Raw genomic sequence first — 22255 nt, forward strand, 5'->3', positions numbered from 1 at the left:
ACCAGACAACGACCAAGATAGGGGTCTGAATCAAGCAATGTTGCCAGCATGGCAAACGGCGCTTCGGCATCAACCTGCGGCGGCGCGACATGCGCCAGAATGCGATCAAGAAGCGGATGCAGGTTTTCACGCGCATCATCAAGCTCTTCAACACACCAGCCATCGCGGCCGGATGCATATAAAATTGGGAAATCAAGCTGCTCTTCATTGGCATCAAGCGCTACGAATAAATCAAAAACTTCGTCAACAACCTCTTCAGGCCGTCCATCACTGCGGTCGATCTTGTTGATAATCACAATCGGACGCAATCCTTGCGCCAACGCCTTGCCCAAAACAAATTTGGTTTGCGGCATCGGCCCTTCGGCAGCGTCAGTCAGCAGAATAACACCATCGGCCATGCCCAGAACACGCTCAACCTCACCGCCGAAATCAGCGTGACCAGGCGTATCGATAATATTGATGCGCGTATCTTTCCAGACCACCGACGTTGGCTTGGCCAGAATGGTAATGCCGCGCTCTTTTTCAAGATCGCCTGAATCCATCACACGTTCATCAACCGCCTGATTATCACGGAACATACCGCTTTGCTTCATAATCGAGTCGATAAGTGTTGTTTTGCCATGGTCAACATGGGCAATAATCGCGATATTGCGCAGTTCTTGTGTCATCATCATGTCTCTTGAGTTTTGCCTGTTTCTTCAGGTCTGGCCGCATAACTACTGCTTAATGCAGCATATGGAAAGCCCTAATTTCATCACTGGCTTTATTAATAGCCACAAAATAACGCATTTTTACTTAATTTATCGCGAAAAATCGCGTTTTCTATCGTGAAGGGCGGATGATATGCCAGCACAGCATTAATGAAATCAACCCACAGCTTGCCGACAGGAACATGACGATAATCATCGTATAGCCAAACTGGAACTGAAAATAACCGACCAGCAAGCTAATCAGCGCCCCACCACCAATCTGAAGAAATCCCGATAGACCTGAGGCGGCCCCTGACAGACGCGGCACTACATTCATCACCGATGATGCCGAATGCGGGCTGACAAGACCATTGGCAAAAGCAATGATCGACATCGGGCCAAACACATAAACAGGATGCATCATTCCATATAATGGCCATTGCGTGATAGTCGCCGCCAAAGCCAAAAGCGTACCTGCCATGATAAACCGTGACGATGCATAGACATGCGAATAGCGCGCCGCAATCCAGTTACCTGTCAGATAGCCAAGCGATACAATTATAAAATAAGCACCATATTCGGTCTCTGATCGTCCCATCTGTTCGATCACGACATAGGCAGCACCCGCCAGAAAGGCATAATAGACACAGGCACTAAAAGCCCAGTTCCCCGCCAACCCGATAAATTCAATATTCTTGAACAAAGGTAAGCCGTCAAAAAACCCCTGCCGGCGTCCATCAGCATCCCGTGAAAACTGCACTGTTTCGGGTAACTTCATGATGATCGTCACCAGCAAACACGAACTAACCACAAACAGCATCCAGAACAGCCAGCGCCAGCCAAATGCTTCGGCAACAAAGCCCGAAATTGTTGGTGCTGCCATGGGGCCAATGACCATTGCCATCGTCAAATAACCGATCAGTTTTGCCGATTTTTCGCGGCCATGCACATCATTGATAATGACGCGCGCAATGGCCATGCCGGACGCGGCGCCAATACCCTGAAGCCCACGTCCGAAAATGACCACATATGCTGTTTCCGAAAGGGCGCAAGCCAGACTTCCAAGCGCGAACAGACTCATCCCTATGATCAGCGTCGTGCGCCGCCCATAGCTATCCGAAAAAGGCCCCAGAACTAGCTGGGCCACGGCAAAGGATGCAAAAAAGACACTTAAACTTAGCTGTGCGGTAGCATAGGATACATCAAGGCTATCAGCCAGAATTGGAATAAGCGGCACCACGACAACCATCGCAAAGCCCCCAATCCCTGAAAGCAAGATCAACAACAACATTGACGGATTTTTAAAATCAGATGTTGCGCTACCTGCCACAGTTTGCGAGGCAGGCGCTTCATTATTTTCTAGCATCCAGAAATACTCTAGCTGTTTGGTTCAGCCTTATTGCTAAATAACCAGCCAAGAACATATGTCGCAATGACTGCCGCGACAAGCTGGGAAATAATAAATCCGGGCGCATCAATCGGGCGTATCCCCGAAAAGCTGTCCGTCAACGAACGGGCAAGCGTTACCGCCGGATTGGCAAAACTGGTCGATGATGTGAACCAGTAAGCCGCTGTTATATATAACCCGACCAGCCAAGGCACTGCGTCAGGCCGGAACCGGATGCCACCAAAAATAACCATTATCAGACCAAAAGTTGCGACCGCCTCTGATCCCATCTGTGCTGACCCGCTTCGCACATTTTGTGAGATCTGTATTAATGGCACCTCAAACATAAAATGCGCCAGCATAGCCCCGCAAACAGCACCTATAATCTGTATGACAATATATAAAACTGCCATTGGCACGCTAATGTCTTTGCGGATTGCAAAAGCTAGCGTTACCGCCGGATTGAAATGCGCGCCAGAAACAGACCCGAACACTGTGATAAGAACAACCAGAATAGCCCCAGTCGCAATTGTATTGCCAAGCAAAGCAATCGCTACATTTCCACCGGCCAGCCGCTCGGCCATAATGCCCGATCCAATAACGGTTGCCAGCAGCAAAAGCGTTCCCAGCCATTCAGCAACTAGCCGACGTCCTACACCCTGTCCACTCATGACATATCCCCAATTGCACGAACAGCGTCCAATTGCGCTGGCAGGTGCAGATCACCCAAAGCCAATAATGCACTCATACGGGCATCCATCTGTACATAGGTGCGTGCAAAAGCAGCTTCAATATCAGCCATATTTCCTGTAACGGCGGCGGGGTCTTCAACACCCCAATGTGCTGTTGCCGGATGACCCGGCCATATCGGGCAGGTTTCTCCGGCGGCATTGGCACAGACTGTTATAATCATATGCATTTCACCATAGGCCTCACCAGCAAACACATCCCAGCTTTTTGACGCTGCAAAGCCGGTATCAATGCCATGTTTCTGCAAAATGACTATCGCGTTGGGATTAGGCGTTCCTGTCGGTTTTGATCCAGCCGAAAAGGCCTGATAGGACAATCCACCACGATGCCGCAAAATACCCTCGGCTATCAATGACCGTGCCGAATTGCCTGTGCAGAGGAACAGCACATTCATGGTATCTGGTCTAATATCTGGCTTAATATCTGGCCTAGTATTTGGCATCGTCAAAATTCCCTTTAGTGACTAGCCATTATTTTCGGGCTAGGTAAATATAACTGATCAGCAAAGTCTGAAAAACCTATACAGAACAATAATTGGTCATAGATATATGTCAAAAATGTTAAAAAAGGCCAATTTCCCAAAAAAAATATGTGCATATTGCGGTTTACCCTTTGCATGGCGCAAAAAATGGGCACGCGACTGGGAACAGGTGCGCTATTGTTCAAAACGGTGTGCGGGAACAGCTAAAAACGGCAGTAAGGCGCAAGACTAATAACGCCTTTACCCACCTGTCACTTTGCGGATCGTCATTTCCAGATTATTCAAAAACCGAGATCGGTCCTGCTTGCTGAAACTGCGCTGGCCTTTATGCCCCTGTCCGGTGAATAGCGGGTCGGCCGCGCGAACATCGGTCATTAAATCGCGTGTTGCTAGCTGATTGCCAATATTGGCCTCGGTAATCATATCGCCGTCATGACGCAGTACCAATGCCCCTGCCGCAACCGCTTTGGCCGCTAACGGAATATCAGCGGTAATCACGATATCGCCGGTCTTAGCCTGATCGGCAATCCATTTATCCGCCTCATCCGCACCGTCTGCCACGATAATCATATGCACCTGCGGATGCGGATGCGGACGAATACCCCCATTTGAGACAATATAGACATCCAGCTTATGCCGGTTTGCCACCGTGACAATTTCGTCTTTTACCGGACAGGCATCTGCATCAACATAAATCGCCATCTTCACGCCCTGTAGGTTTAATCTTGTTGGGTCATTGTCTCGCGCGTCATTGTTTCGCGCGTCATTGTTTCGCGCGTCACTGTAAAGTGCTTCACTTTACAGCGCATCATTGTGTGGCCAGTGCCGCAACCGTCATTTCAATCTGCGCCTGTTCGATAACTTCGCCGATCATGCCATTGACCAGCGTTTCACCACAGTCATTCGGATCAATAAAAATGCCAAAATCATCATTATTGAACCGATTTGCCGGAATCCAGGCAAAAATCGGGATATATCCTTCTGGCGCGCTTCGGGCAAATTCATCCGACAAGGCTTCGGGACTGTCAAAATCACATGTCACGGCAACCCCGACAAAAAAACTCTGCTCGCCTGATTTGGCCACATCCACGACAATCGGCATGGTCACGATGCAGTTGCGCAGATCGTCCGTTTGCATGGCAGCTAACAGATTACCATCATGATGTTCCATGATGCTGGCAAGCGGCACAAAATAAGTCTGCGACGTCGTTTCCTGTGACATATCAATAATCCGTTGGCTAAATGATGGAGCGCGGCAATAGCCGATCAAAACCGATGCTAATCCTCAATTTCAATCGATGCTGAGCACTTAATGCTTTGTGCTAGGAATGTAAAGCGGCGCTGTGCATGTTCATCAATCAACGCCGCGGCACCAGCACCAACATGCAAGGTCAGCACCTTGTCGGACACGCTTAACCGGATTTTACCCATATCCGTTGCTGTGCCGCCGCTAAAGAACATGGCAAAGCGCAATCCCAGACCAATAGCGACCGCTTGCTTGCGATGCGCATCACCCAGAATATGCCGCAGCTCTCTTGGCCGCGCCTTATTCTGCTTCACCCCGACATGGCGGTGATAGACAGCCAGTGCTAGCCATATCCGGTCTTTATGCGAGATGCAGTTCACGGGCAGACCTAGCACACGGCGGGCAGCCAGATCACCGCGTATATCTTCATGCTCATTCCAACAAAAATCAGCCAGATAGCAAGCCGCTTCAAGCAGGCGGTTAAACTTCTTGTTGTCCTGTGTCATCTGCAAGGGCTTTAAAAAAGCAAATAGCTTTTCCGGCACATCAGGAAAACGGCGGTTGTTCTGATAGATTTCCGAACATACCGCCAGCAGAAAATCGGCGCGATCAGCATCATTCAGCTCATAATTGGCGATCACCCCATCGCGGATAGAGGTGCCGCTAATCTCTAGCTTGGCCACTTTTGCCCTGCGCATCAACGCCCGGATGATTCGTGCGGCGGTTGGCATGGTTTTTTTGCGGCCTTCGGGGATACCGCCCAGATCAGATATGTCGGTGACAATATGATTGAGAATATCAATCGCGTCATCGGCATCAATCTTCAGCCCGTGCAATACCGAAAGCGGATAGCGCGCTTCCTCGATAAATGCCATCCCAAGCGCACGGAAACTACCGCCAACGCCATATAATTTCAGATTCTTTTTGGTGCCAAGCCATGAAACGCTTGCCAGCGCCTTGTCAATATCCTTGTCACTCAGGCTCGATAGATGTCCAATATTCAGACTTATCGAATGCTTTACCTCACCTTTTTCCAGCCGCACGATTTCCAGACTACCACCCCCTAGGTCAGCGACAATGCCACTGGCGCCAGGAATATTCAGCACCAGCCCCTTGCTGACATAATGTGCTTCTTCGCTTTGCGATAACACCCGAATGGGATGCCCCAGCGCAGCTTGGGCAGGGGTGATAAAATCGGCCGCATTTTTGGCGCGGCGCACCGCCGCTGTGGCCACCGCATGAACCCGGCTGACTCCCATATTCGACAGCACATGCGCAAAGCGGGTGATTGTTGTAACAGCGACATCGATGCGTTCTTGGTTCAATAACCCCGTTTTATCAAGATTAGCACCAAGGCGGCAATTTGACCGCTCGTTGAACAATGGAAATGGATAGCGCCCATTATTGGCATAGACGACAAGCCGCAATGAATTTGAGCCAATATCGATCACAGCCACGCGTTCTGTTCGGGGTTCCGCATTGGCTGGCGCCATTGAATAAACAGATGCTAAAGTCATGCGTCATTCTTCGATAAATGATAGGGTCTGACAAGCAGGGATTATATGAAACGCCATGAAAAATCAATTTATGACGATGCTTATATGTCTATCCTTCAGCAAACCGGCATATATGCTTATTGTAATGCAGGGGGCTTGATCCCTGATTGGTACTACACCATTTCAATGTATTATATCGACATTTTACGTATGGGTAGCAGATGTCATTTCGTATAGATCACTTAAACATCCACTGGACCTGCCGTCACACATGGCGGCGAGCGTCGTATAACACCCTATGGTGTCTGATTGGCTGTGCCATTGGTGATCTTGGGACGATTGCCTTTTTTCAATATACCGGGATTCCCTGGTCAACCTTGGCCATTATGTCGCTGGCGATTTTCAACGGGCTTATAACATCGATCATTCTGGAAACGATCATTCTGAGCCGCCAGATGGCACTTAATATCGCCATCAAAACCGCATGTGGCATGTCGCTTGTCTCGATGATCGGCATGGAAACAGCCATGAATCTTGTTGATGTTGCCATGACTGGTGGTGCCCGACTTAATCTTACCGTAATACCAATAATGCTACTGGCCGGATTTTTGGCCCCGCTTCCCTATAATTACTGGCGGCTAAAGGCGCTTGGCAAGGCTTGCCACTAACCCATCTTCATCTTGACGGCATGCGGCATGACCGCTTTGATATAGCTATTGATGATAGCGAGGTGACATGATGAAATTTGGAATTCTGGGTGATGCCAAAATCAGCCGCGAAAAACTGATTCCAGCCATAACATCAGCTGGGCATGAGATCACCCATATCGGGCGGCGTGATCCATCTTCGCCTTCTGATAATCCTCTATATGACGGCATGCGCCAGTCCAGCTATGAAGATGTGCTGGCAGATCCAGGCGTCGAGGCTGTCTATATTCCCCTGCCAAATCATCTGCATGTGCCATGGACAATCCGCGCGATAGAGGCTGGCAAGCATGTCTTATGCGAAAAGCCGATCGCCCTTAATGAGGCCGAGCTTGACCAGCTTGAAGCTGTCGCCAGCGCATCAAATGTCTATATCTATGAAGGCTTCATGATCCGGCATCATCCACAATGGACTTGGATCACCGAAATTGACATTGGCACACCGCAGGCGATCCAGACCCATTTCTGTTATCCGCCGCGCCCCGCACAGGATGTGCGCAATGTTGCCGAATATGGCGGCGGGCCTATTTATGATATTGGCTGTTACGCGATCATGGCGGGGGTGCTGATGTTTGGCGGCGCGCCTGAACATATATCATGTCATGTCGAAATGGATGATGACCGTAACATCGAAAAATTGGCCAGCGGTATGTTGATCTGGCCTCATGGCCAACATCTGACCTTTACCGTGTCCAGCAGTTCTGGTCTGTCACAGATGGTGCATGTGATCGGCACTGATGGCTGGGCACGGCTGAATATTCCGTTCAATCCAAATGGCGCAACAACCGCGCAATGGGGACAGAACACCCTTGGCGATGATGCTGAACGCATTACGTTTCCGGCATGCGATCAATATGCGCTTATGGTCGCCGATTTTGTCGCCCATGCCAAAGCGGGCGCGGCGCCTGATTTTACCCATAGTCGTGCGACGACAAAAACGATTGATACCTTGCTAAGTGCCCGCGAACGCTGATTATGACAACGGCGATCACCGCACAGGAAATAAGCCAGACTAGGTTTTCGATTTCATTCGGCTTTTTTGGTCAAGGTGCCTTTTTTGGCATGTGGGGCGTCCTTGTACCGGAACGAAGCGCCAGCCTTGGCCTTGATCCCTTGATGCTGGCCTTGTTTCTGCTGGTTATTGGCATCAGCCTATGCACGGGCATTGCCTTGGTGACACGTTTTGACCAACATATACCCACCACCCGCATATTGCGCTTTGGCGGACTGTTATTTGCGCTTTCCATTGCAATCTGCCTAACAACATTATCGCTTCCTATATTTTACATTGCAGGCATTTTTGCAGGTATTGCCGCCGGTTTCCTTGAAGCTGGACTAAACACCCAGGCATCGCAATGGGAACAGCAATCAGACCGACGCGGCATGTCATTCTTCCATGCTATGTTTTCGGCTGGCATGCTTATAGGCGCTGTTGTCATCACGGCCTTACTCAAGATGCAGGTTTCAGTTCCAATGGGCATCATTGTCAGTGCCGCTATTTTTGGTATCGGCATGATGCGCCGCACAGAATGGATTCGTGATCCCGTTTCGACAATAGACACTGATAAAGCTACGGTATCCTTGAACAAGGCCATAATTATATTTCTGGGCATCCTGATTTTTATCAGCACATTAATCGAAGGCGGCGTTGTTGACTGGTCAGCTTTGCATCTTCATCAATATCACAATCTCACCCTCGAAGAAGCTGGCAGACCCGTTCTCATCTTCGGATTGGCAATGACCGCAATTCGGCTTATGGGCGACAGGCTTGCCGCCTATTTTCAGACGCATCTATTACTGGCCGTTCCCATGTTGGCGGCGGCGGTTGTTTTGTCACTGGCACTTTATATAGGCCAGCCCACAATCATTATAATTGCTTATGGATTACTTGGTCTGGCGCTTGGTAACGCCTTTCCTCTTATTATCTCCACCGCTGGTCGCCTAAGCGGCAATAAACCCTTGCGGCAGATTTCTCTGATTATTGCCTTTGCCTATTTTGGCCTTCTTACCGGACCTGCCTTGTTGGGTTTGATTGCGCATATGATCGATTTGAATATGACAATCATGACATTGGCTGGGCTGTCATTGATTTCGGGACTCGCCTCGCTGTCCCTATCTCGCATGTTCACATCTGAATAAGGACTAAGAACATGCTGACTAAAGCAGGCTTGCCGCCTTTGCATGCGCTCCAATCGCGTCCCAATCTTCATCATTGATAAGCGTGGCTGGGGCAATCCACGACCCTCCAAGACATGGCACATTAGGCAAAGCCAGCCAATCTGGCGCGGTAGCTTCGGTGATACCGCCTGTCGGGCAAAACCCGAGATGCGGTAAGGGACTAGCTAGTGATTTGATAAAATTAGGTCCACCAGCCGCCATCGCTGGAAAAAATTTGATAACGCCAAAACCCTGTTCGGCAAGCGCCATCATTTCCGAAACGGTTGATGCCCCGGGCAAAAGCGGCATCTCAGCTGTCTGACACCCTTTAATGACAGCTTCGGTACATCCCGGACTAACCACAAAACGTGCGCCAGCTGATGCCGATGCTTGTGCTAATTCAAGCGACAGAATCGTACCCGCACCAACAACCATATCGGGGCAGTGATCGGCAATCGCGGCAATCGAATCAAGCGCCGCTGATGTGCGCAAGGTGATCTCGATTGTGCGGATACCATTGGCCAGCAAAGTTTCCGCCAATGGCACCGCATGGGCAACATCATCAATCACAATCACTGGCATAACATGCCCTAGTGCCAGAACGTCATCAATCGTCATCTTAACCTTTGTCATTATAAATTTATCAGCGGGTTTACGCCGCCTCCCTGTTCTGCTGGGGCGGCCTTGCCGCGCAAGCTTGCAAATAATGGGCGGCCAAAGCTTTCCTGTGGTGCATGATTTGCTATCGCTGGCAAAGGTCGTGCATCCAGATCAGCCGCAACATTCAGTTGTCCGCTAACCGCATCAAGGGTGATCATGTCACCATCTTTGATCTTGGCAATGGCACCGCCTACCACGGCTTCGGGACAAACATGGATCGCTGCTGGCACTTTTCCTGATGCGCCCGACATACGCCCGTCTGTTACCAGCGCCACCTTATGTCCCTGTTCCTGTAAAATGGATAAAAGCGGGGTCAGACTATGCAATTCGGGCATACCATTGGCTTGTGGGCCCTGCGTATGAATAACCACAATCACATCCTGATTGAGCAACCCATCAGCAAAGGCGGCCTTGACCTCTGCTTCACTGGCAAAAACCTGTGCCGGCGCGGTCACAATATGGCGGCTTGGATCAACTGCCGACACCTTGATCACCGACTTACCAAGCGACCCTGTCAGCATTTTCAACCCCCCTGTTGCACTATGCGGGTCTGCAACGGGACGCAAAATATCTGGATCGTGGCTTTCAGCCGTCGCTGGTTTCCATACAATTTCATTATTTGCGCCAAAACATGGCTCAGATGCGTAATCAGCCAGATTATCACCCCATACTGTGCGCGCATCATCATGCACCAATCCAGCTTCCAAAAGCTCGCGGATCACAAAACCAATGCCACCAGCCGCATGAAAATGATTAACATCCGCACTGCCGTTTGGATAAACCCGCGCCAAAAGCGGGACTATATCGGACAGATCGGCAAAATCTTCCCATGTCAGCGCGATACCAGCCGCCGCCGCCATCGCTGGCAAATGTAATGTATGATTTGTTGATCCACCTGTTGCATGCAAGCCGACAATGGCATTCACAAAACTACGTTCATCCAGAATTTCGCCAATTGGACGATAATCATCCGACTGCCGCGAAATGGCGGCGGCCTGATGCGTGGCTGCCACTGTCAACGCATGACGCAGATCATCATGCGGATGAATAAAGGCCGCACCTGGCAAATGCAGACCCATAATTTCCATCAACATCTGGTTACTATTGGCAGTTCCATAAAATGTGCATGTGCCCGCACCATGATAGGCAGATACTTCGGACTTCAGCAGATCGGCACGACTTGCTTTGCCTTGGGCATAGGCTTTGCGAACAGCGGCTTTTTCATCATTGGCAAGGCCTGTTGACATCGGGCCTGCTGGCACAAAAATGGTTGGCAAATGGCCAAAGGATAAAGCCCCCATAACCAGCCCGGGGACAATCTTGTCACATACGCCAAGACAGACTGCCGCATCATAGACCCCATGTGACAGGCCGATGCCTGTTGACATGGCAATCACATCACGGCTCAGCAATGACAACTCCATCCCGGGGCGGCCTTGCGTGACGCCATCACACATGGCAGGCACGCCGCCAGCAACCTGCGCCGTGGCACCTACTGAACGTGCCGCGGCCTTGATAATTTGTGGGAATTTTTCAAATGGCTGATGCGCCGATAGCATATCATTATAGGCTGTTATGATGCCTATATTTGGCTTTATCACATCGGCCATTGCCAGCACATCATCCTGATCGCCGCCTGCCGCCGCTGCCGCATGCGCCATATTAGAACAGGATACCGACCGGCGGTCACTATCTGGATCATTCTGCATATCGGCAATCGATGCCAGATAGGCCGCACGGCTGGCTTGGCTTCGGGTGCGTATGCGGTCAGTAACCGCGTCAATGACGCTATGCAATGTCATGATGGCTGATCCGTAATAATATCAATGTCGGTGATCGTCTGGTGCAATAATGCCGAGACAGGTAAATTTCGATCATGCTGGGCTTCGGCAAGTACTTCGCGTTTAGCGGCGCCTTGAATCAAAAGCATGATATGCCGCGACTGCAAAATCATCGCCAGATTCATACTGATACGCGGATGTGCTGGTGATCCCTTAATGCCCGTGCGTAAAATCTCTGGTTTGGCATCTGGGTCAAAAGCTGTTGCATCGGACATCATGTCGGGAAATAGCGACGCAAAATGCCCGTCTGTCCCCATGCCCAGCAACATCACGTCAAACGGGCGGGCGATGCGCGCCACCATATCGGGGTCGCGGGCAAGGGAAACAAACTGCGCTTGTGCCGCATGGCCTTGCAATAAATGCGTTTGCACCAGCAAATCATTCGAATCTGCATGGTCAGCAGGCACATCACGATCATCAACCAGCGTGATCGTGACTTTTGCCCACTCAATCGGCATGCTGGCCAGCGTTGCAAATGATGGCACCGGACTTGACCCGCCAGACACGACCAGACTGGCTGATCCGCGTTTAGCAACCGCTTGTGATAAATAATCGGCAATAACCGCACCTGAATCTATCATCACGCTTCTCCCTCATGTGGATCAATCCACGCATGTGCGTCACTTAGGGCAAGCGTATCACCTTGCATCGGTCCCATCGTACCTGCCTGATATTTATGCAATGCATGTTTATCAATATCTGCGATCAGCGGGTCGATAATATCCCAGGCGGCAAGCACCTCATCAAGGCGCATAAACAAAGTCTGGTTGCCCCGTGCCACATCCATCAACAGCCGTTCGTAAGCATCAGGCAGGCGTTGGTCAAACGTATCACCAAAGGACAAGTTCAATTCAGACGGGAACAGACGCATACCACCAGGCCCTGGCGCTTTACTCGTCAGTTGCAATCGCAGACCTTCATGCGGTTGAAGCCGGATCGTTAATCGGTTTGGCACATCGGGTTTCGCCGGAGCGCCAGGTTTGGTGAAAATATCGTGAGGACGATTTTTAAAGGTAATAACAATCTCGCTGGCACGTTGGGTAAGGCGTTTGCCTGTGCGCACATAGAACGGCACCCCAGCCCAACGCCAGTTTTCGATCACCAGTTTCAAAGCGACATAGGTTTCGGTGTTTGAAACGCCACCAAGCTCGTCACGATAGCTCGCAACAGCCTTCCCATCCACATCGCCTTCTTCATATTGACCGCGCACGACATCGCTAGGCGCGATCGGCTGGATAGCGCGTAACACACGCAGCTTTTCGTCTCGCACCTGATCGGCATTGAAATAAGCAGGCGGCTCCATCCCAACCAGACAGACAAGCTGAAGCAGGTGGTTTTGCACCATATCCCGCAAAGCACCATATTTGTCATAATAGGACGCGCGGCCATTAACCCCAACTGTTTCGGCAACGGTAATCTGCACATGGTCAATCGCATGATTACCCCATTGCGATTCAAAAATCGTATTGGCAAAACGCAGTGCCATCAGATTCTGCACGGTCTCTTTGCCCAAATAATGGTCAATCCGGTAAATTTGTGTTTCGTCAAAAACATTCAGCAATAATTTGTTGATCGCGCGGGCAGATTCGCCGTCATTGCCAAGCGGCTTTTCGACCACAAGGCGGCTTTGTGCCACCGCCAGCTCATGCTTTGCAATCGTATCACATGCCGCACCAAACAAGGTTGGTGCGATCGCCAGATAGAAAATCAATGGCCGTTCGGGTGACAGGCGGCGACTAATCAGTTCGGCAAGTTCGGCCCCGCCTTCTCCGCTAACAACATCAAGCGCGACAATCCGGATAAGCGCTATAAAGCCTGTCCAGTGACCCTCACCATCCTCTTCGCCAGCAATCGCATCTGCGCAAAAGGGGCGAAGCTTGGTTGCGAACTCATCGACTGACATAGATGAACGGGCGGCCGCAATCAGGCGGAATTCGGTGGTAATCTGGCCAGCAAGATAGCGCCAGAACAGTGCCGGAAAAATCTTGCGAAGTGCCAGATCGCCTGTACCCCCGACAATCACATAATCGCTATCGGGTATTTCTGCGGATTTTGGAATAAGTTCAGACATTATGTTACGCCGTTTTCAACTTTCTGTTAGCACCGTTAATTTGATTTCCGTTTCATGCGCACAGCCGTATATCGATTAGCCATGGCCGCCTGCGCGCCCTTTATGCCAGCTAGTGGATCAACCGACAACCATACAGGCACAGCGTTCAGCAACGTTCCCATACGCCCCTGATGCCGGAAGCGCGTGGCAAAGGGGCTGTCGGCAAGCAGACTTTGCACATGTGGCACAATCCCGCCTGCAATCACCACCCCGCGCCATGCGCCCAAGGTCAGCACCGCATTGGCCATCACCGTACCAAGACAGCCTAGCATCAGATGTACCGCATCTCGGGCAATCCCGCCATCTGCCACAGCCGCTACGCCAATCTCCGGCGCGCCAAGCCGGGCTGGTATTTCTGTATCCCCTGCCCGATCAGCCATGAACGCATAGACATTTTCCAGACCTGCTCCGCTTACGACCCGCTCGGCTGACACATGAGCCATGGTCTGGTTCAAAAAGCCAAGCAAGGCGATTTCATCTGCCGTTCGCGGCGCAAAGGACACATGCCCACCTTCGCCTTCAATCGGCACAAAATCGTCACCTGCGGGGATTAAGGCCGAAACCCCCAAACCGGTGCCAGGTCCAATCACCAACAACGGCGCAGCGCGGTCAGACATGCCGTCACAAATCTGGATATTGCCATTGGTTGCCGGATCACTTTGCGCCAGCGCCTGGGCGGTAAAATCGTTAATCACCAGAATGCCATCAACGCCCAGCTGTTGCATCACTGCACTCTTGTCAAAAACCCAGTGATTATTGGTCACATCAACCTTATCGTCATTCACGGGGCCAGCAACAGCGACCGAAAGATAGTTGATCGTGACATCAAGCGGTGCCAGAAATGCGGCTATGGCATCGGCAAAGTTAGGGTATGGCGCACAAGTCATGATCTGCACATGCGTCAACGGTGCCGTGGCATCTGCCGCTACACCAAAGCGGACATTCGTCCCGCCAATATCTGCAACCAGTAAACTCATTCTGCCAGTAAACTCATTTTGCTTATCTCACCCGATGCAACTACCCAAGGTCACGTCATATAGTCAGAGCCTGGGCACGCCTAGGCAAACAGCCTGTGCTTGGTCGCAATTATGTTTCAGACGCATGATACTGTTTTCACCCTGCCTTCGTCCATAGCAAGATATGTTAAAATGGGCGTCCACAAAAAGCTGTTACTGTAATTCCAGCCGGTCACCGGTATCCGCATCAAAATAGGATAGCTTCTTCATATCAAAAGCAAATTCTATTTCTTTGCCAGGCGTGGCACCGGTTTCGGCATGCAGTCGTGCCGTGACTTCCTTGCCACCTAGCGACATCAGCACAAAGGTATCGGCACCGGCTGGCTCGACAACATCAACCTGACATGATGACACATGCAGATCACGCCCTTTGCGATATTGCGCATCACCGATATCTTCTGGCCGTAGTCCAACCACGACATTGGCGGGTAGCTTTTTCGTACGCTTTTCATGCAGAACCAGTGGTTCGCCACCTGCCCGCTCGATGATGACATTATAGCCGGAACCGTTTTTCTTGGCCTTGGCCGGGATCAGATTCATCGCTGGCGATCCCATGAAATCTGCAACAAACAGATTTGCAGGTTTGCTATAGATTTCGGCTGGCGTGCCAATCTGCTGAACCACGCCACCTTTCATGACGACAATCTTGGTAGCCAATGTCATGGCTTCAATCTGGTCATGCGTCACATAGACCATCGATGCTCCCAGATTCTGGTGAAGCTTCTTGATTTCGGTACGCATCTCGACGCGCAATTTGGCGTCCAGATTGGATAAAGGCTCATCAAACAGAAACAGCTTTGGATCGCGAACCAGCGCCCGCCCCATGGCAACACGCTGACGCTGGCCACCGGAAAGTTGCGCCGGACGACGACTTAGTAATGGTTCGATCTGCAACTGCCGCGCTACCTCGGCCAGCTTGATATCCTGCTCTGCCTTTTCGACACCGCGCACCTTCATGCCAAAGGTGATATTCTTGGCCACCGTCATGGTTGGATAAAGCGCGTAGGATTGAAACACCATGGCAATATTGCGGTCTTTCGGGCTGACATGCGTCATGTCCTGGCCGCCAATTTCAATCGATCCACCGCTGATCGGTTCAAGACCGGCAATACAGTTCAGCAACGTTGATTTACCGCATCCTGACGGGCCAACAAGCACCAGAAAGTCACCTGACCCGATTGATACATTGACATCCTTAAGAATATTCAACGATCCATAATTTTTATACAGATTCTTGATTTCGAGGATTGGCGCCATGTTCTTTATCCTTTAACCGAACCCGCAGTCAGACCGCGGATAAAATATTTGCCAGCGACAACATACACAACGAGCGTTGGCAAGGCCGCGATAATCGCAGAAGCCATATCGACATTGTACTCTTTGACACCAGTTGTTGAATTCACAATATTATTGAGTGCCACCGTCACAGGTTGCGTTCCAGCTTGCGAAAATGACACGCCAAACAGAAAATCATTCCATATTTGGGTGAATTGCCAGATGATCGTAACCACAATGATGGGAAGCGATAGCGGCAGAAAAATTTCCCACAGAATGCGGAAGAAACCAGCGCCATCAACTTTGGCAGCTTTCACCAGTTCGGTGGGAATGGTGACGTAATAATTTCGGAAAAACAGCGTCGTAAAACCGATTCCATAAACCACATGCACAAAAATCAGTCCTGTGATTGATCCTGCCATGCCCATAAGACCCAGCATCCGCGCCATTGGCAACAGCACCACCTGAAACGGAATAAAGCACCCGAATAGCATTAGTGAAAAAATCAGATTCGCGCCTTTGAACCGCCATTTGGCAATGACATAGCCATTGATCGCACCAATAAGCGTTGAAATCAGCACCGCAGGCACTGCCAAAAGAACCGAATTCCAGAAATAGGGACGCAGACCTTCGCACTGAATCCCCGTACAGGCACTCGACCAGGCAGTACCCCACGCGGCAAAGGTTACGTCACGAGGCAAAGCCACCAATGAGCCGGTGCGGATTTCATCAAGGCTTTTCAGCGACGTTGTAACCATCACAAAAAGCGGCATCAGGTAATATAATGCAAACAGGCATAGCAGAATATACAGCCCCCATCTCAAGGCCAGCTTGCCAATCATATTCGTTTGCGATGTGCTGTGAATATCATCCGTCATTTTTTGCTCGCAATTCGGAATAAAGATAAGGCACCACAATCGCAAAAACGACAGCCATCATGACCATGGCCGAACTTGCCGCCTGACCGATATTGCCGCGTGAAAATGCCATCGTATACATAAAGGTCGCTGGCAGATCGGTTGCATAGCCCGGACCACCGCCTGTCAGGGCAATGACCAGATCGAAACTTTTAATCGCAAGATGCGCCAATACAATAAAGGCAGACAGAAAAATAGGTGCCATCGATGGAATGATAATCGCCGAATAGATACGCCATGTCGGAATACCATCGACTTGCGCGGCTTTGATAATTTCCTGATCAACAGATCGCAATCCTGCCAGAAACAGCGCCATTACAAAGCCCGAGGCCTGCCAGACACCGGCGATCACGACTGTATAGATCGCCATATCGGGATTGACCAACCAGTCAAAGGTAAAGCTCTCGAAACCCCAGCCTTTGACCGTGGCTTCCAGACCCAGACCCGGATTCAAAATCCATTTCCAGGCTGTACCCGTCACAATCAGTGACAAGGCCATTGGATATAGAAAAATAGTACGAAGCGCACCTTCGGTGCGGATTTTCTGATCCAGCATAATAGCCAGAAGCAAACCCAGGATCATGGAAATGACGATGAACAAAAATCCGAAAATAAACAAATTATCGATAGCTGTATCCCAACGCGGGGATGCAAAAAGTCGGTCATATTGAAACAGACCAACAATATCATATTTCGGCAGCAGCTTGGATTTTGTTAGTGACACCCAGGCTGTCCAGCCGATAAATCCATAAACAAAAATCAAGATGGCGGCAAAGGATGGAGCCAAAACCATTTTGGGTATATGTCGCTCTAGCCATTCTGACATCTTCATCCTCCAAAAATAAACCCCGTCCGATTATAGCACCGGACGAGGCAGAATTATCTACAGGCTATTTGCAACCGCATCAGCCAGCATCTTCACAGCATCAGCTGAAGACATGTCTGAATTGAAATGTGCTGTCACAACGTCAGTGATAGCACCGGCCTGTGCACCGCGAAGTGCCATGCCATGTGCGTAAGATGGAAGCAGTGAACCACCTTTGTTGCTATCGGCCATATCTTTGGCAGATGTGTGTGCACAGCTGTCAAACTCGTCCAGAGCCACGTCAACACGTGCAGGGATTGAACCTTTGTTCAGGTTGAATACCTTCTGGAAGTTTTTACCAACGATAAGCTCGGCAAGCAGAAGCTGACCGTCTTTCTTGTCCTTACCGTCAACGCTGAACATGGCAAAGCTGTCAACATTATAGAGGAAGCCTTCACCAGGTGTTGAAGCACACAGGAAGTCCACGCCAGGCTTCTTGCCAGCAGCTAGGAATTCACCCTTTGCCCAGTCACCCATGATCTGGAAAGCAGCTTCGCCATTCATGACCATTGCTGTTGCAAGGTTCCAGTCACGGCCTGAGAAGTTGCTGTCAACAAAACCGCGCATTGTGCGCATCTGGTCGAACACTTTAACCATTGTGTCAGACTTCAAAGTTGCTGGATCAAGATCAACGAAGGCCTTCTGGAAGAAGTCTGCGCCACCAATACCAAGCGCTACAGCTTCAAATACTGTTGCGTCCTGCCATGCCTGACCACCATGTGCCAGAGGCGTAACGCCAGCTGCCTGCAGTTTTGCTGCGGCGGCATTGAATTCAGCCCATGTTGTTGGCATCTTGATACCGTTCTTTGACAGCACATCGGCATTTGCCCAGATCCAGTCAATACGGTGAACGTTAACAGGTGCTGCACACCAGGTACCTTCACATTTCATATGATTGGCAATTGATGGTGGCAGAACGTCTGCCCATCCATTTGCCTTGGCAACTGAAGAAATGTCAGCAAGAACACCTTCTTCATACCATTCCTGAATGGCAGGGCCTTTCAGCTGAACAGCTGTTGGCGCGTTGCCAGCAAGAACACGTGCACGAAGTGCTGTCATGGCTGCGTCACCGCCACCACCAGCAACAGGCATGTCTGTCCATGTGCCACCGCGGCCATCAAATTCCTGCTGCAAAACGGCAACAGACTTTGCTTCACCACCTGACGTCCACCAGTGCAGAACCTCAGCTTGTGGTTCGGCATTAGCAGCACCTGCGGCCATAGTCATGATAGCGGCGGTTGCCACTGATACAAATTTAGAATTCATTACAATCCTCCCAGATACAAATGCATTTAAGGTGCGACACCCTGACCTGAGCGGCACAGTGTTTCAATATCGTTCTTCATCAATTTTTGAGCGAATGTGATTTTTTTGCCCGAAATATTACACATTGTTACCTAAATATGGTTTTTGTTGCCTTTTGTTACTAAGATGCCCCTTTTGCATTACTAAGATAATGTCTTTTCGTTACCTGATTGTGAAAGATTTGCAATGTCTGTACCCACTATTTTGGTTGTTGATGACGATATGGAAATGCGCCAGATGATGGCGCAATATCTGCGCAAGCACGGTTTCATGGTGCATACAGCAGCCACAGGACGGGAAATACAGCATCATATTTCGGCTGGGCGAATCGAACTGATTTTGCTTGATGTTATGCTTGGCGAAGAAAACGGCATCGAATTATGCAAGGAATTGCGCCGGGAACAGGATGTGCCGATCATTCTGGTATCGGCCTTGTCGGCAGATCATCAGCGCATGTCCGGCTATGAGGTCGGCGCTGATGATTATATTGCCAAGCCTTTCAATCCCGATCTCTTGCTGGCACGCGTCAAGGCGGTTCTGCGCCGTGTCCGGCGTTCGGCCTCGCTGAACTATCGGCGCAACACCTCGCTCTTCAGCTTCGCGGGCTGGGTCTATGATGGCAAGAAAGACGAAGTGCTGTCGCCGGATGGCATTCAGATTGCCCTGTCACAACGCGAAACACGCTTGCTCAAGGTATTACTTGCCAATCCGCATGTGCCCCTGACGCGCGATGAAATCACCACGGCCATGGATGTCACCCAGGCTGGCGATATCAATATGGACAGTTCTGGCCGTGCCTTGGATGTTCTGGTAGGCCGGTTGCGTGGCAAGATTGAAGAGAACCCCAAAAATCCGGCCTTATTGAAAACCGAACGCGGCGTTGGCTATATCTTTGCAGTTGACGTAACGCAAACAGAAATCTGATGAAGATCATTCTCAGTTTACAGATGCGCGCCACGATTTGGATCATCAGCGCAGGCTTGGCTGGCATCTTGTCAAGCTGGCTATGGATGTATTCCGAAGCGCAATGGAAACAGCATCTGCATAAATCATATATGTCAGGGCTGAGCCTGTTTGAAACAGTGCGCGATGACACACCGCCTATAGACGGCCTACAGATAAGCGAATTACCACTTCCTCTGTTACGTCTGGCCGAGAATGGACGCTTTTCGCAATTCCCCGAGGTAGCACCTGCCGATCACATCACACTTTTGTCGCTTGGAGCAACGTCCTCAATCAGCAACATAAACAAACGTATGGCGCTTGCGATAATATCGCCAGATCTGAAATATCCGGTTGCCGAACTTGAAAAATCAAAACAAAACGCGTCTGGCGCCAGTCTCGCTAGCGTAACGCGATTACTGGCTAGTTACTGTTCTAACGCCACAATTTTTATCGCTTATGAAAACAAACCTTGGGTGCGTGTTGATGGCAATGCCATCTGGGGGTGCCAAGCCGCACCAACTGACTACCGCCTGCTTGCCGCCGCTATTCCGATCTTAACGCTGGCCTTTTTATCGGCACTGATCGTCAATACGAGCAGTGCTTTTCTGTCTTTTGCTAATATTTTGTCTGGACGCTGGTCTGCGCGTGGATCAACCAGCTACAGTCCTGAAGGACCAACCGAATTACGCGCAATGATCACAGCTATAAATGCGCATCGTAAGGCAGAAGGCGCGTCCTTATCGAAACGCGCGATGTTTCTGTCGGGTGTCAGCCATGATCTGGGGACACCAGCCGCCCGCCTTCGTTTACGCACAGCTTTGATCGAAGATGACGAACTACGCCACAAAATGGATGCTGATATTGATCGCATGACGGGGATGATTCAGAGCGTGCTGGATTATACGCAATCGGAAATGAATGTCGAAAAGCCGCGCAAAATGTCGCTGGTCGCGCTGGTTGACGCGGTGGTTGCTGATTTTCAGGATGCGGGCTATCCGGTGACCCTACAGGAACAGACCGTCAAGACAATCTCAACACGGACAATCTTTTCCGATAGCAAGCCCACATCTTTGCGAGGAGCGCGGCTCAAGACAAATAGAATGATTGTGATGGCGCAGCCACTTTCATTGCAAAGGGCGATCAGCAATCTGATCGATAATGCGCTGAAATATGGGCGCAAAGCAATTGTGTCACTCGAATCTTCATCGGAAATTGCCGAAATTCATATTGATGATTTTGGCGTTGGTATGAGCGAGGATGACCTAGCATTGCTGACCGCGCCTTTCAAACGCGGCGAGAATACAGCGCATATTGAGGGCTTTGGCATGGGACTAACCGTAGCCTCTACCATTGCTGAACAGCATGGCGGCAGTTTGCATTTCCAGAATATGTCCGATGGCCTGCGGGCGACACTGACCATCGCGCGGCAATAGGAGAAAACAAGCATTGGCAGATTATCCTGATTTTGAAGATGCCGGCTTTTTGCGCCAGCATATCGCCGATATTCTGGCCTTTTACGAACCACATGCGTTTGATCCTGCTGGTGGGTTTTTTCATTATTTCCGTGATGACGGTAGCATTTATGACAAGGACACACGGCATCTGGTCAGCTCGGCACGGTTTGTTTTCAATTATGCCAATGCCTTTATGTATACGGGCACACCGCATTATCGGGACTGGGCGGCGCATGGCTTTGCCTATCTGGTCTCGCATCATCGCTGCGATGATGGGCATTATATATGGCAGCGCAACGGCAGCACGATCGAAGATAGCCGCGCCATGGCCTATGGTCATGCCTTTGTCATGCTAGCCGCTACCACCGCCAGCCGCCTTGATATCGCCGGTGCCAGCGATATGATTGCCGAAATCTGGGATTTCATGGAAACTTATTTCTACGAGCCCGAACATGGTGCTTACGCTGATGAACGCGATGCCCATCTGGCTGTGCTATCAGCCTATCGCGGGCAGAATGCCAATATGCACAGCGTCGAGGCCTTGCTAGCGGCCTATCAGACAACCGGCATGCCACGCTATCTGGATCGTGCCAGCGCCATTGCGCATAAATTCACCGTCGAACTAACCGCCAACACCGATGGCCAGATTTGGGAGCATTATGACACAAACTGGCAACATGACTGGACATTCAACATCGACAAGCCAGACGACCTGTTCAAGCCATGGGGCTATCAACCAGGTCATCAGGTCGAATGGGCCAAACTGATTTTACAGTTAGACCATCACCGCCCTGCCGACTGGCATTTACCTGTCGCCAGACATCTGTTTGACACCGCCATGCAGAAAGGCTGGGATAATGAATGTGGCGGGCTGGTCTATGGTTATGCGCCGGATGGTAGCTTTGCCGATGCGCAGAAATATTTTTGGGTGCAGGCCGAAGCAATCTCTGCCGCCTG

23 protein-coding genes are annotated in these 22255 nt (G+C 50.5%); 7 read left to right on the forward strand and 16 right to left on the reverse strand.

Annotated features, from left to right (window positions below; translation table 11 throughout):
• From ABNT28_RS04335 to ABNT28_RS04350, 4 genes are all read right to left on the reverse strand, one after another.
• Positions 1 to 668, reverse strand: a 668-nt coding sequence (locus ABNT28_RS04335; RefSeq protein ID WP_348721070.1) for a GTP-binding protein, incomplete at its 3' end; no start/stop codon positions are given.
• Positions 669 to 822: 154 nt separating this feature from the next.
• The gene (locus ABNT28_RS04340; RefSeq protein WP_332924651.1) at positions 823 to 2055 is read right to left on the reverse strand and encodes a multidrug effflux MFS transporter; all 1233 of its coding nucleotides are present in this window, start codon (positions 2053 to 2055) and stop codon (positions 823 to 825) included.
• 11 nt (positions 2056 to 2066) lie between these two features.
• Entirely contained in the window at positions 2067 to 2747 is a 681-nt protein-coding gene (locus ABNT28_RS04345; RefSeq protein WP_332924652.1) for an MIP/aquaporin family protein, read from the reverse strand.
• Positions 2744 to 3268, reverse strand: a complete 525-nt coding sequence (locus ABNT28_RS04350; protein WP_332924653.1) for an arsenate reductase ArsC — start codon at positions 3266 to 3268, stop codon at positions 2744 to 2746. The genes ABNT28_RS04345 and ABNT28_RS04350 overlap by 4 nt, the downstream gene beginning before the upstream one ends.
• A gap of 106 nt (positions 3269 to 3374) precedes the next feature.
• On the opposite strand from ABNT28_RS04350, the gene ABNT28_RS04355 reads away from it, so the two are divergent.
• Positions 3375 to 3539, forward strand: coding sequence for a DUF2256 domain-containing protein (locus ABNT28_RS04355; protein ID WP_332924654.1), 165 nt, complete (start codon positions 3375 to 3377; stop codon positions 3537 to 3539).
• A gap of 8 nt (positions 3540 to 3547) precedes the next feature.
• Here ABNT28_RS04355 and ABNT28_RS04360 read toward each other — a convergent pair whose 3' ends face one another.
• The 3 genes from ABNT28_RS04360 to ABNT28_RS04370 all read right to left on the reverse strand — a co-directional run bounded on the left by ABNT28_RS04360 (position 3548) and on the right by ABNT28_RS04370 (position 6070).
• Positions 3548 to 4009, reverse strand: coding sequence for a YaiI/YqxD family protein (locus ABNT28_RS04360; protein WP_348721071.1), 462 nt, complete (start codon positions 4007 to 4009; stop codon positions 3548 to 3550).
• Between the two features lie 106 nt (positions 4010 to 4115).
• Positions 4116 to 4529: a hypothetical protein gene (locus tag ABNT28_RS04365; RefSeq protein ID WP_332925176.1), complete on the reverse strand. Its 414-nt coding sequence runs from the start codon at positions 4527 to 4529 to the stop codon at positions 4116 to 4118.
• Between the two features lie 56 nt (positions 4530 to 4585).
• Positions 4586 to 6070 carry a hypothetical protein gene (locus ABNT28_RS04370; protein WP_332925177.1) on the reverse strand — a complete coding sequence of 495 codons (1485 nt, stop codon included), beginning with the start codon at positions 6068 to 6070 and terminating at the stop codon, positions 4586 to 4588.
• A 200-nt stretch (positions 6071 to 6270) separates the two neighbouring features.
• Between ABNT28_RS04370 and ABNT28_RS04375 the strand changes: the two genes are divergently transcribed.
• From ABNT28_RS04375 to ABNT28_RS04385, 3 genes are all read left to right on the forward strand, one after another.
• Positions 6271 to 6717, forward strand: coding sequence for a DUF4396 domain-containing protein (locus ABNT28_RS04375; RefSeq protein WP_332925178.1), 447 nt, complete (start codon positions 6271 to 6273; stop codon positions 6715 to 6717).
• Positions 6718 to 6784: 67 nt separating this feature from the next.
• Complete coding sequence (locus tag ABNT28_RS04380; RefSeq protein WP_332925179.1) at positions 6785 to 7726, forward strand: Gfo/Idh/MocA family oxidoreductase; 942 nt, start codon at positions 6785 to 6787, stop codon at positions 7724 to 7726.
• Between the two features lie 2 nt (positions 7727 to 7728).
• Entirely contained in the window at positions 7729 to 8892 is a 1164-nt protein-coding gene (locus ABNT28_RS04385; protein ID WP_332925180.1) for an MFS transporter, read from the forward strand.
• An 18-nt stretch (positions 8893 to 8910) separates the two neighbouring features.
• On the opposite strand, the gene eda is transcribed toward ABNT28_RS04385, so the two are convergent.
• The 9 genes from eda to ABNT28_RS04430 form a co-directional block, all read right to left on the reverse strand.
• The gene (eda, locus tag ABNT28_RS04390; protein ID WP_332925181.1) at positions 8911 to 9543 is read right to left on the reverse strand and encodes a bifunctional 4-hydroxy-2-oxoglutarate aldolase/2-dehydro-3-deoxy-phosphogluconate aldolase; all 633 of its coding nucleotides are present in this window, start codon (positions 9541 to 9543) and stop codon (positions 8911 to 8913) included.
• The gene (gene edd / locus ABNT28_RS04395; RefSeq protein WP_332925182.1) at positions 9543 to 11372 is read right to left on the reverse strand and encodes a phosphogluconate dehydratase; all 1830 of its coding nucleotides are present in this window, start codon (positions 11370 to 11372) and stop codon (positions 9543 to 9545) included. Before edd ends, eda begins: the two co-directional genes overlap by 1 nt.
• Positions 11369 to 11992: a 6-phosphogluconolactonase gene (pgl, locus tag ABNT28_RS04400; protein WP_332925183.1), complete on the reverse strand. Its 624-nt coding sequence runs from the start codon at positions 11990 to 11992 to the stop codon at positions 11369 to 11371. Before pgl ends, edd begins: the two co-directional genes overlap by 4 nt.
• Positions 11992 to 13482, reverse strand: coding sequence for a glucose-6-phosphate dehydrogenase (gene zwf / locus ABNT28_RS04405; RefSeq protein WP_332925184.1), 1491 nt, complete (start codon positions 13480 to 13482; stop codon positions 11992 to 11994). The genes pgl and zwf overlap by 1 nt, the downstream gene beginning before the upstream one ends.
• 35 nt (positions 13483 to 13517) lie before the next feature.
• A complete protein-coding gene (gene glk, locus ABNT28_RS04410) occupies positions 13518 to 14498 on the reverse strand; it encodes a glucokinase (RefSeq protein ID WP_332925185.1) in 981 nt (326 codons plus the stop codon).
• A gap of 192 nt (positions 14499 to 14690) precedes the next feature.
• Positions 14691 to 15794: a sn-glycerol-3-phosphate ABC transporter ATP-binding protein UgpC gene (gene ugpC / locus ABNT28_RS04415; RefSeq protein ID WP_332925186.1), complete on the reverse strand. Its 1104-nt coding sequence runs from the start codon at positions 15792 to 15794 to the stop codon at positions 14691 to 14693.
• Between the two features lie 5 nt (positions 15795 to 15799).
• On the reverse strand, positions 15800 to 16690 hold the full coding sequence (locus ABNT28_RS04420; RefSeq protein WP_332925187.1) for a carbohydrate ABC transporter permease: 891 nt from the start codon (positions 16688 to 16690) through the stop codon (positions 15800 to 15802).
• Positions 16680 to 17555, reverse strand: coding sequence for a sugar ABC transporter permease (locus ABNT28_RS04425; RefSeq protein WP_332925188.1), 876 nt, complete (start codon positions 17553 to 17555; stop codon positions 16680 to 16682). Before ABNT28_RS04425 ends, ABNT28_RS04420 begins: the two co-directional genes overlap by 11 nt.
• 57 nt (positions 17556 to 17612) lie before the next feature.
• On the reverse strand, positions 17613 to 18860 hold the full coding sequence (locus ABNT28_RS04430; protein ID WP_332925189.1) for an ABC transporter substrate-binding protein: 1248 nt from the start codon (positions 18858 to 18860) through the stop codon (positions 17613 to 17615).
• 225 nt (positions 18861 to 19085) lie between these two features.
• Here ABNT28_RS04430 and ABNT28_RS04435 point away from each other — a divergent pair, with 225 nt between their 5' ends.
• The 3 genes from ABNT28_RS04435 to ABNT28_RS04445 form a co-directional block, all read left to right on the forward strand.
• A complete protein-coding gene (locus tag ABNT28_RS04435) occupies positions 19086 to 19823 on the forward strand; it encodes a response regulator transcription factor (protein WP_332925190.1) in 738 nt (245 codons plus the stop codon).
• Complete coding sequence (locus tag ABNT28_RS04440; protein ID WP_332925191.1) at positions 19823 to 21277, forward strand: HAMP domain-containing sensor histidine kinase; 1455 nt, start codon at positions 19823 to 19825, stop codon at positions 21275 to 21277. The genes ABNT28_RS04435 and ABNT28_RS04440 overlap by 1 nt, the downstream gene beginning before the upstream one ends.
• A 13-nt stretch (positions 21278 to 21290) precedes the next feature.
• Positions 21291 to 22255: AGE family epimerase/isomerase (locus tag ABNT28_RS04445; RefSeq protein ID WP_332925192.1), on the forward strand; the 965-nt coding region annotated here is incomplete at its 3' end.

It is taken from the genome of uncultured Candidatus Puniceispirillum sp. (genome assembly GCF_963979125.1).
GTDB lineage: Bacteria > Pseudomonadota > Alphaproteobacteria > Puniceispirillales > Puniceispirillaceae > Puniceispirillum.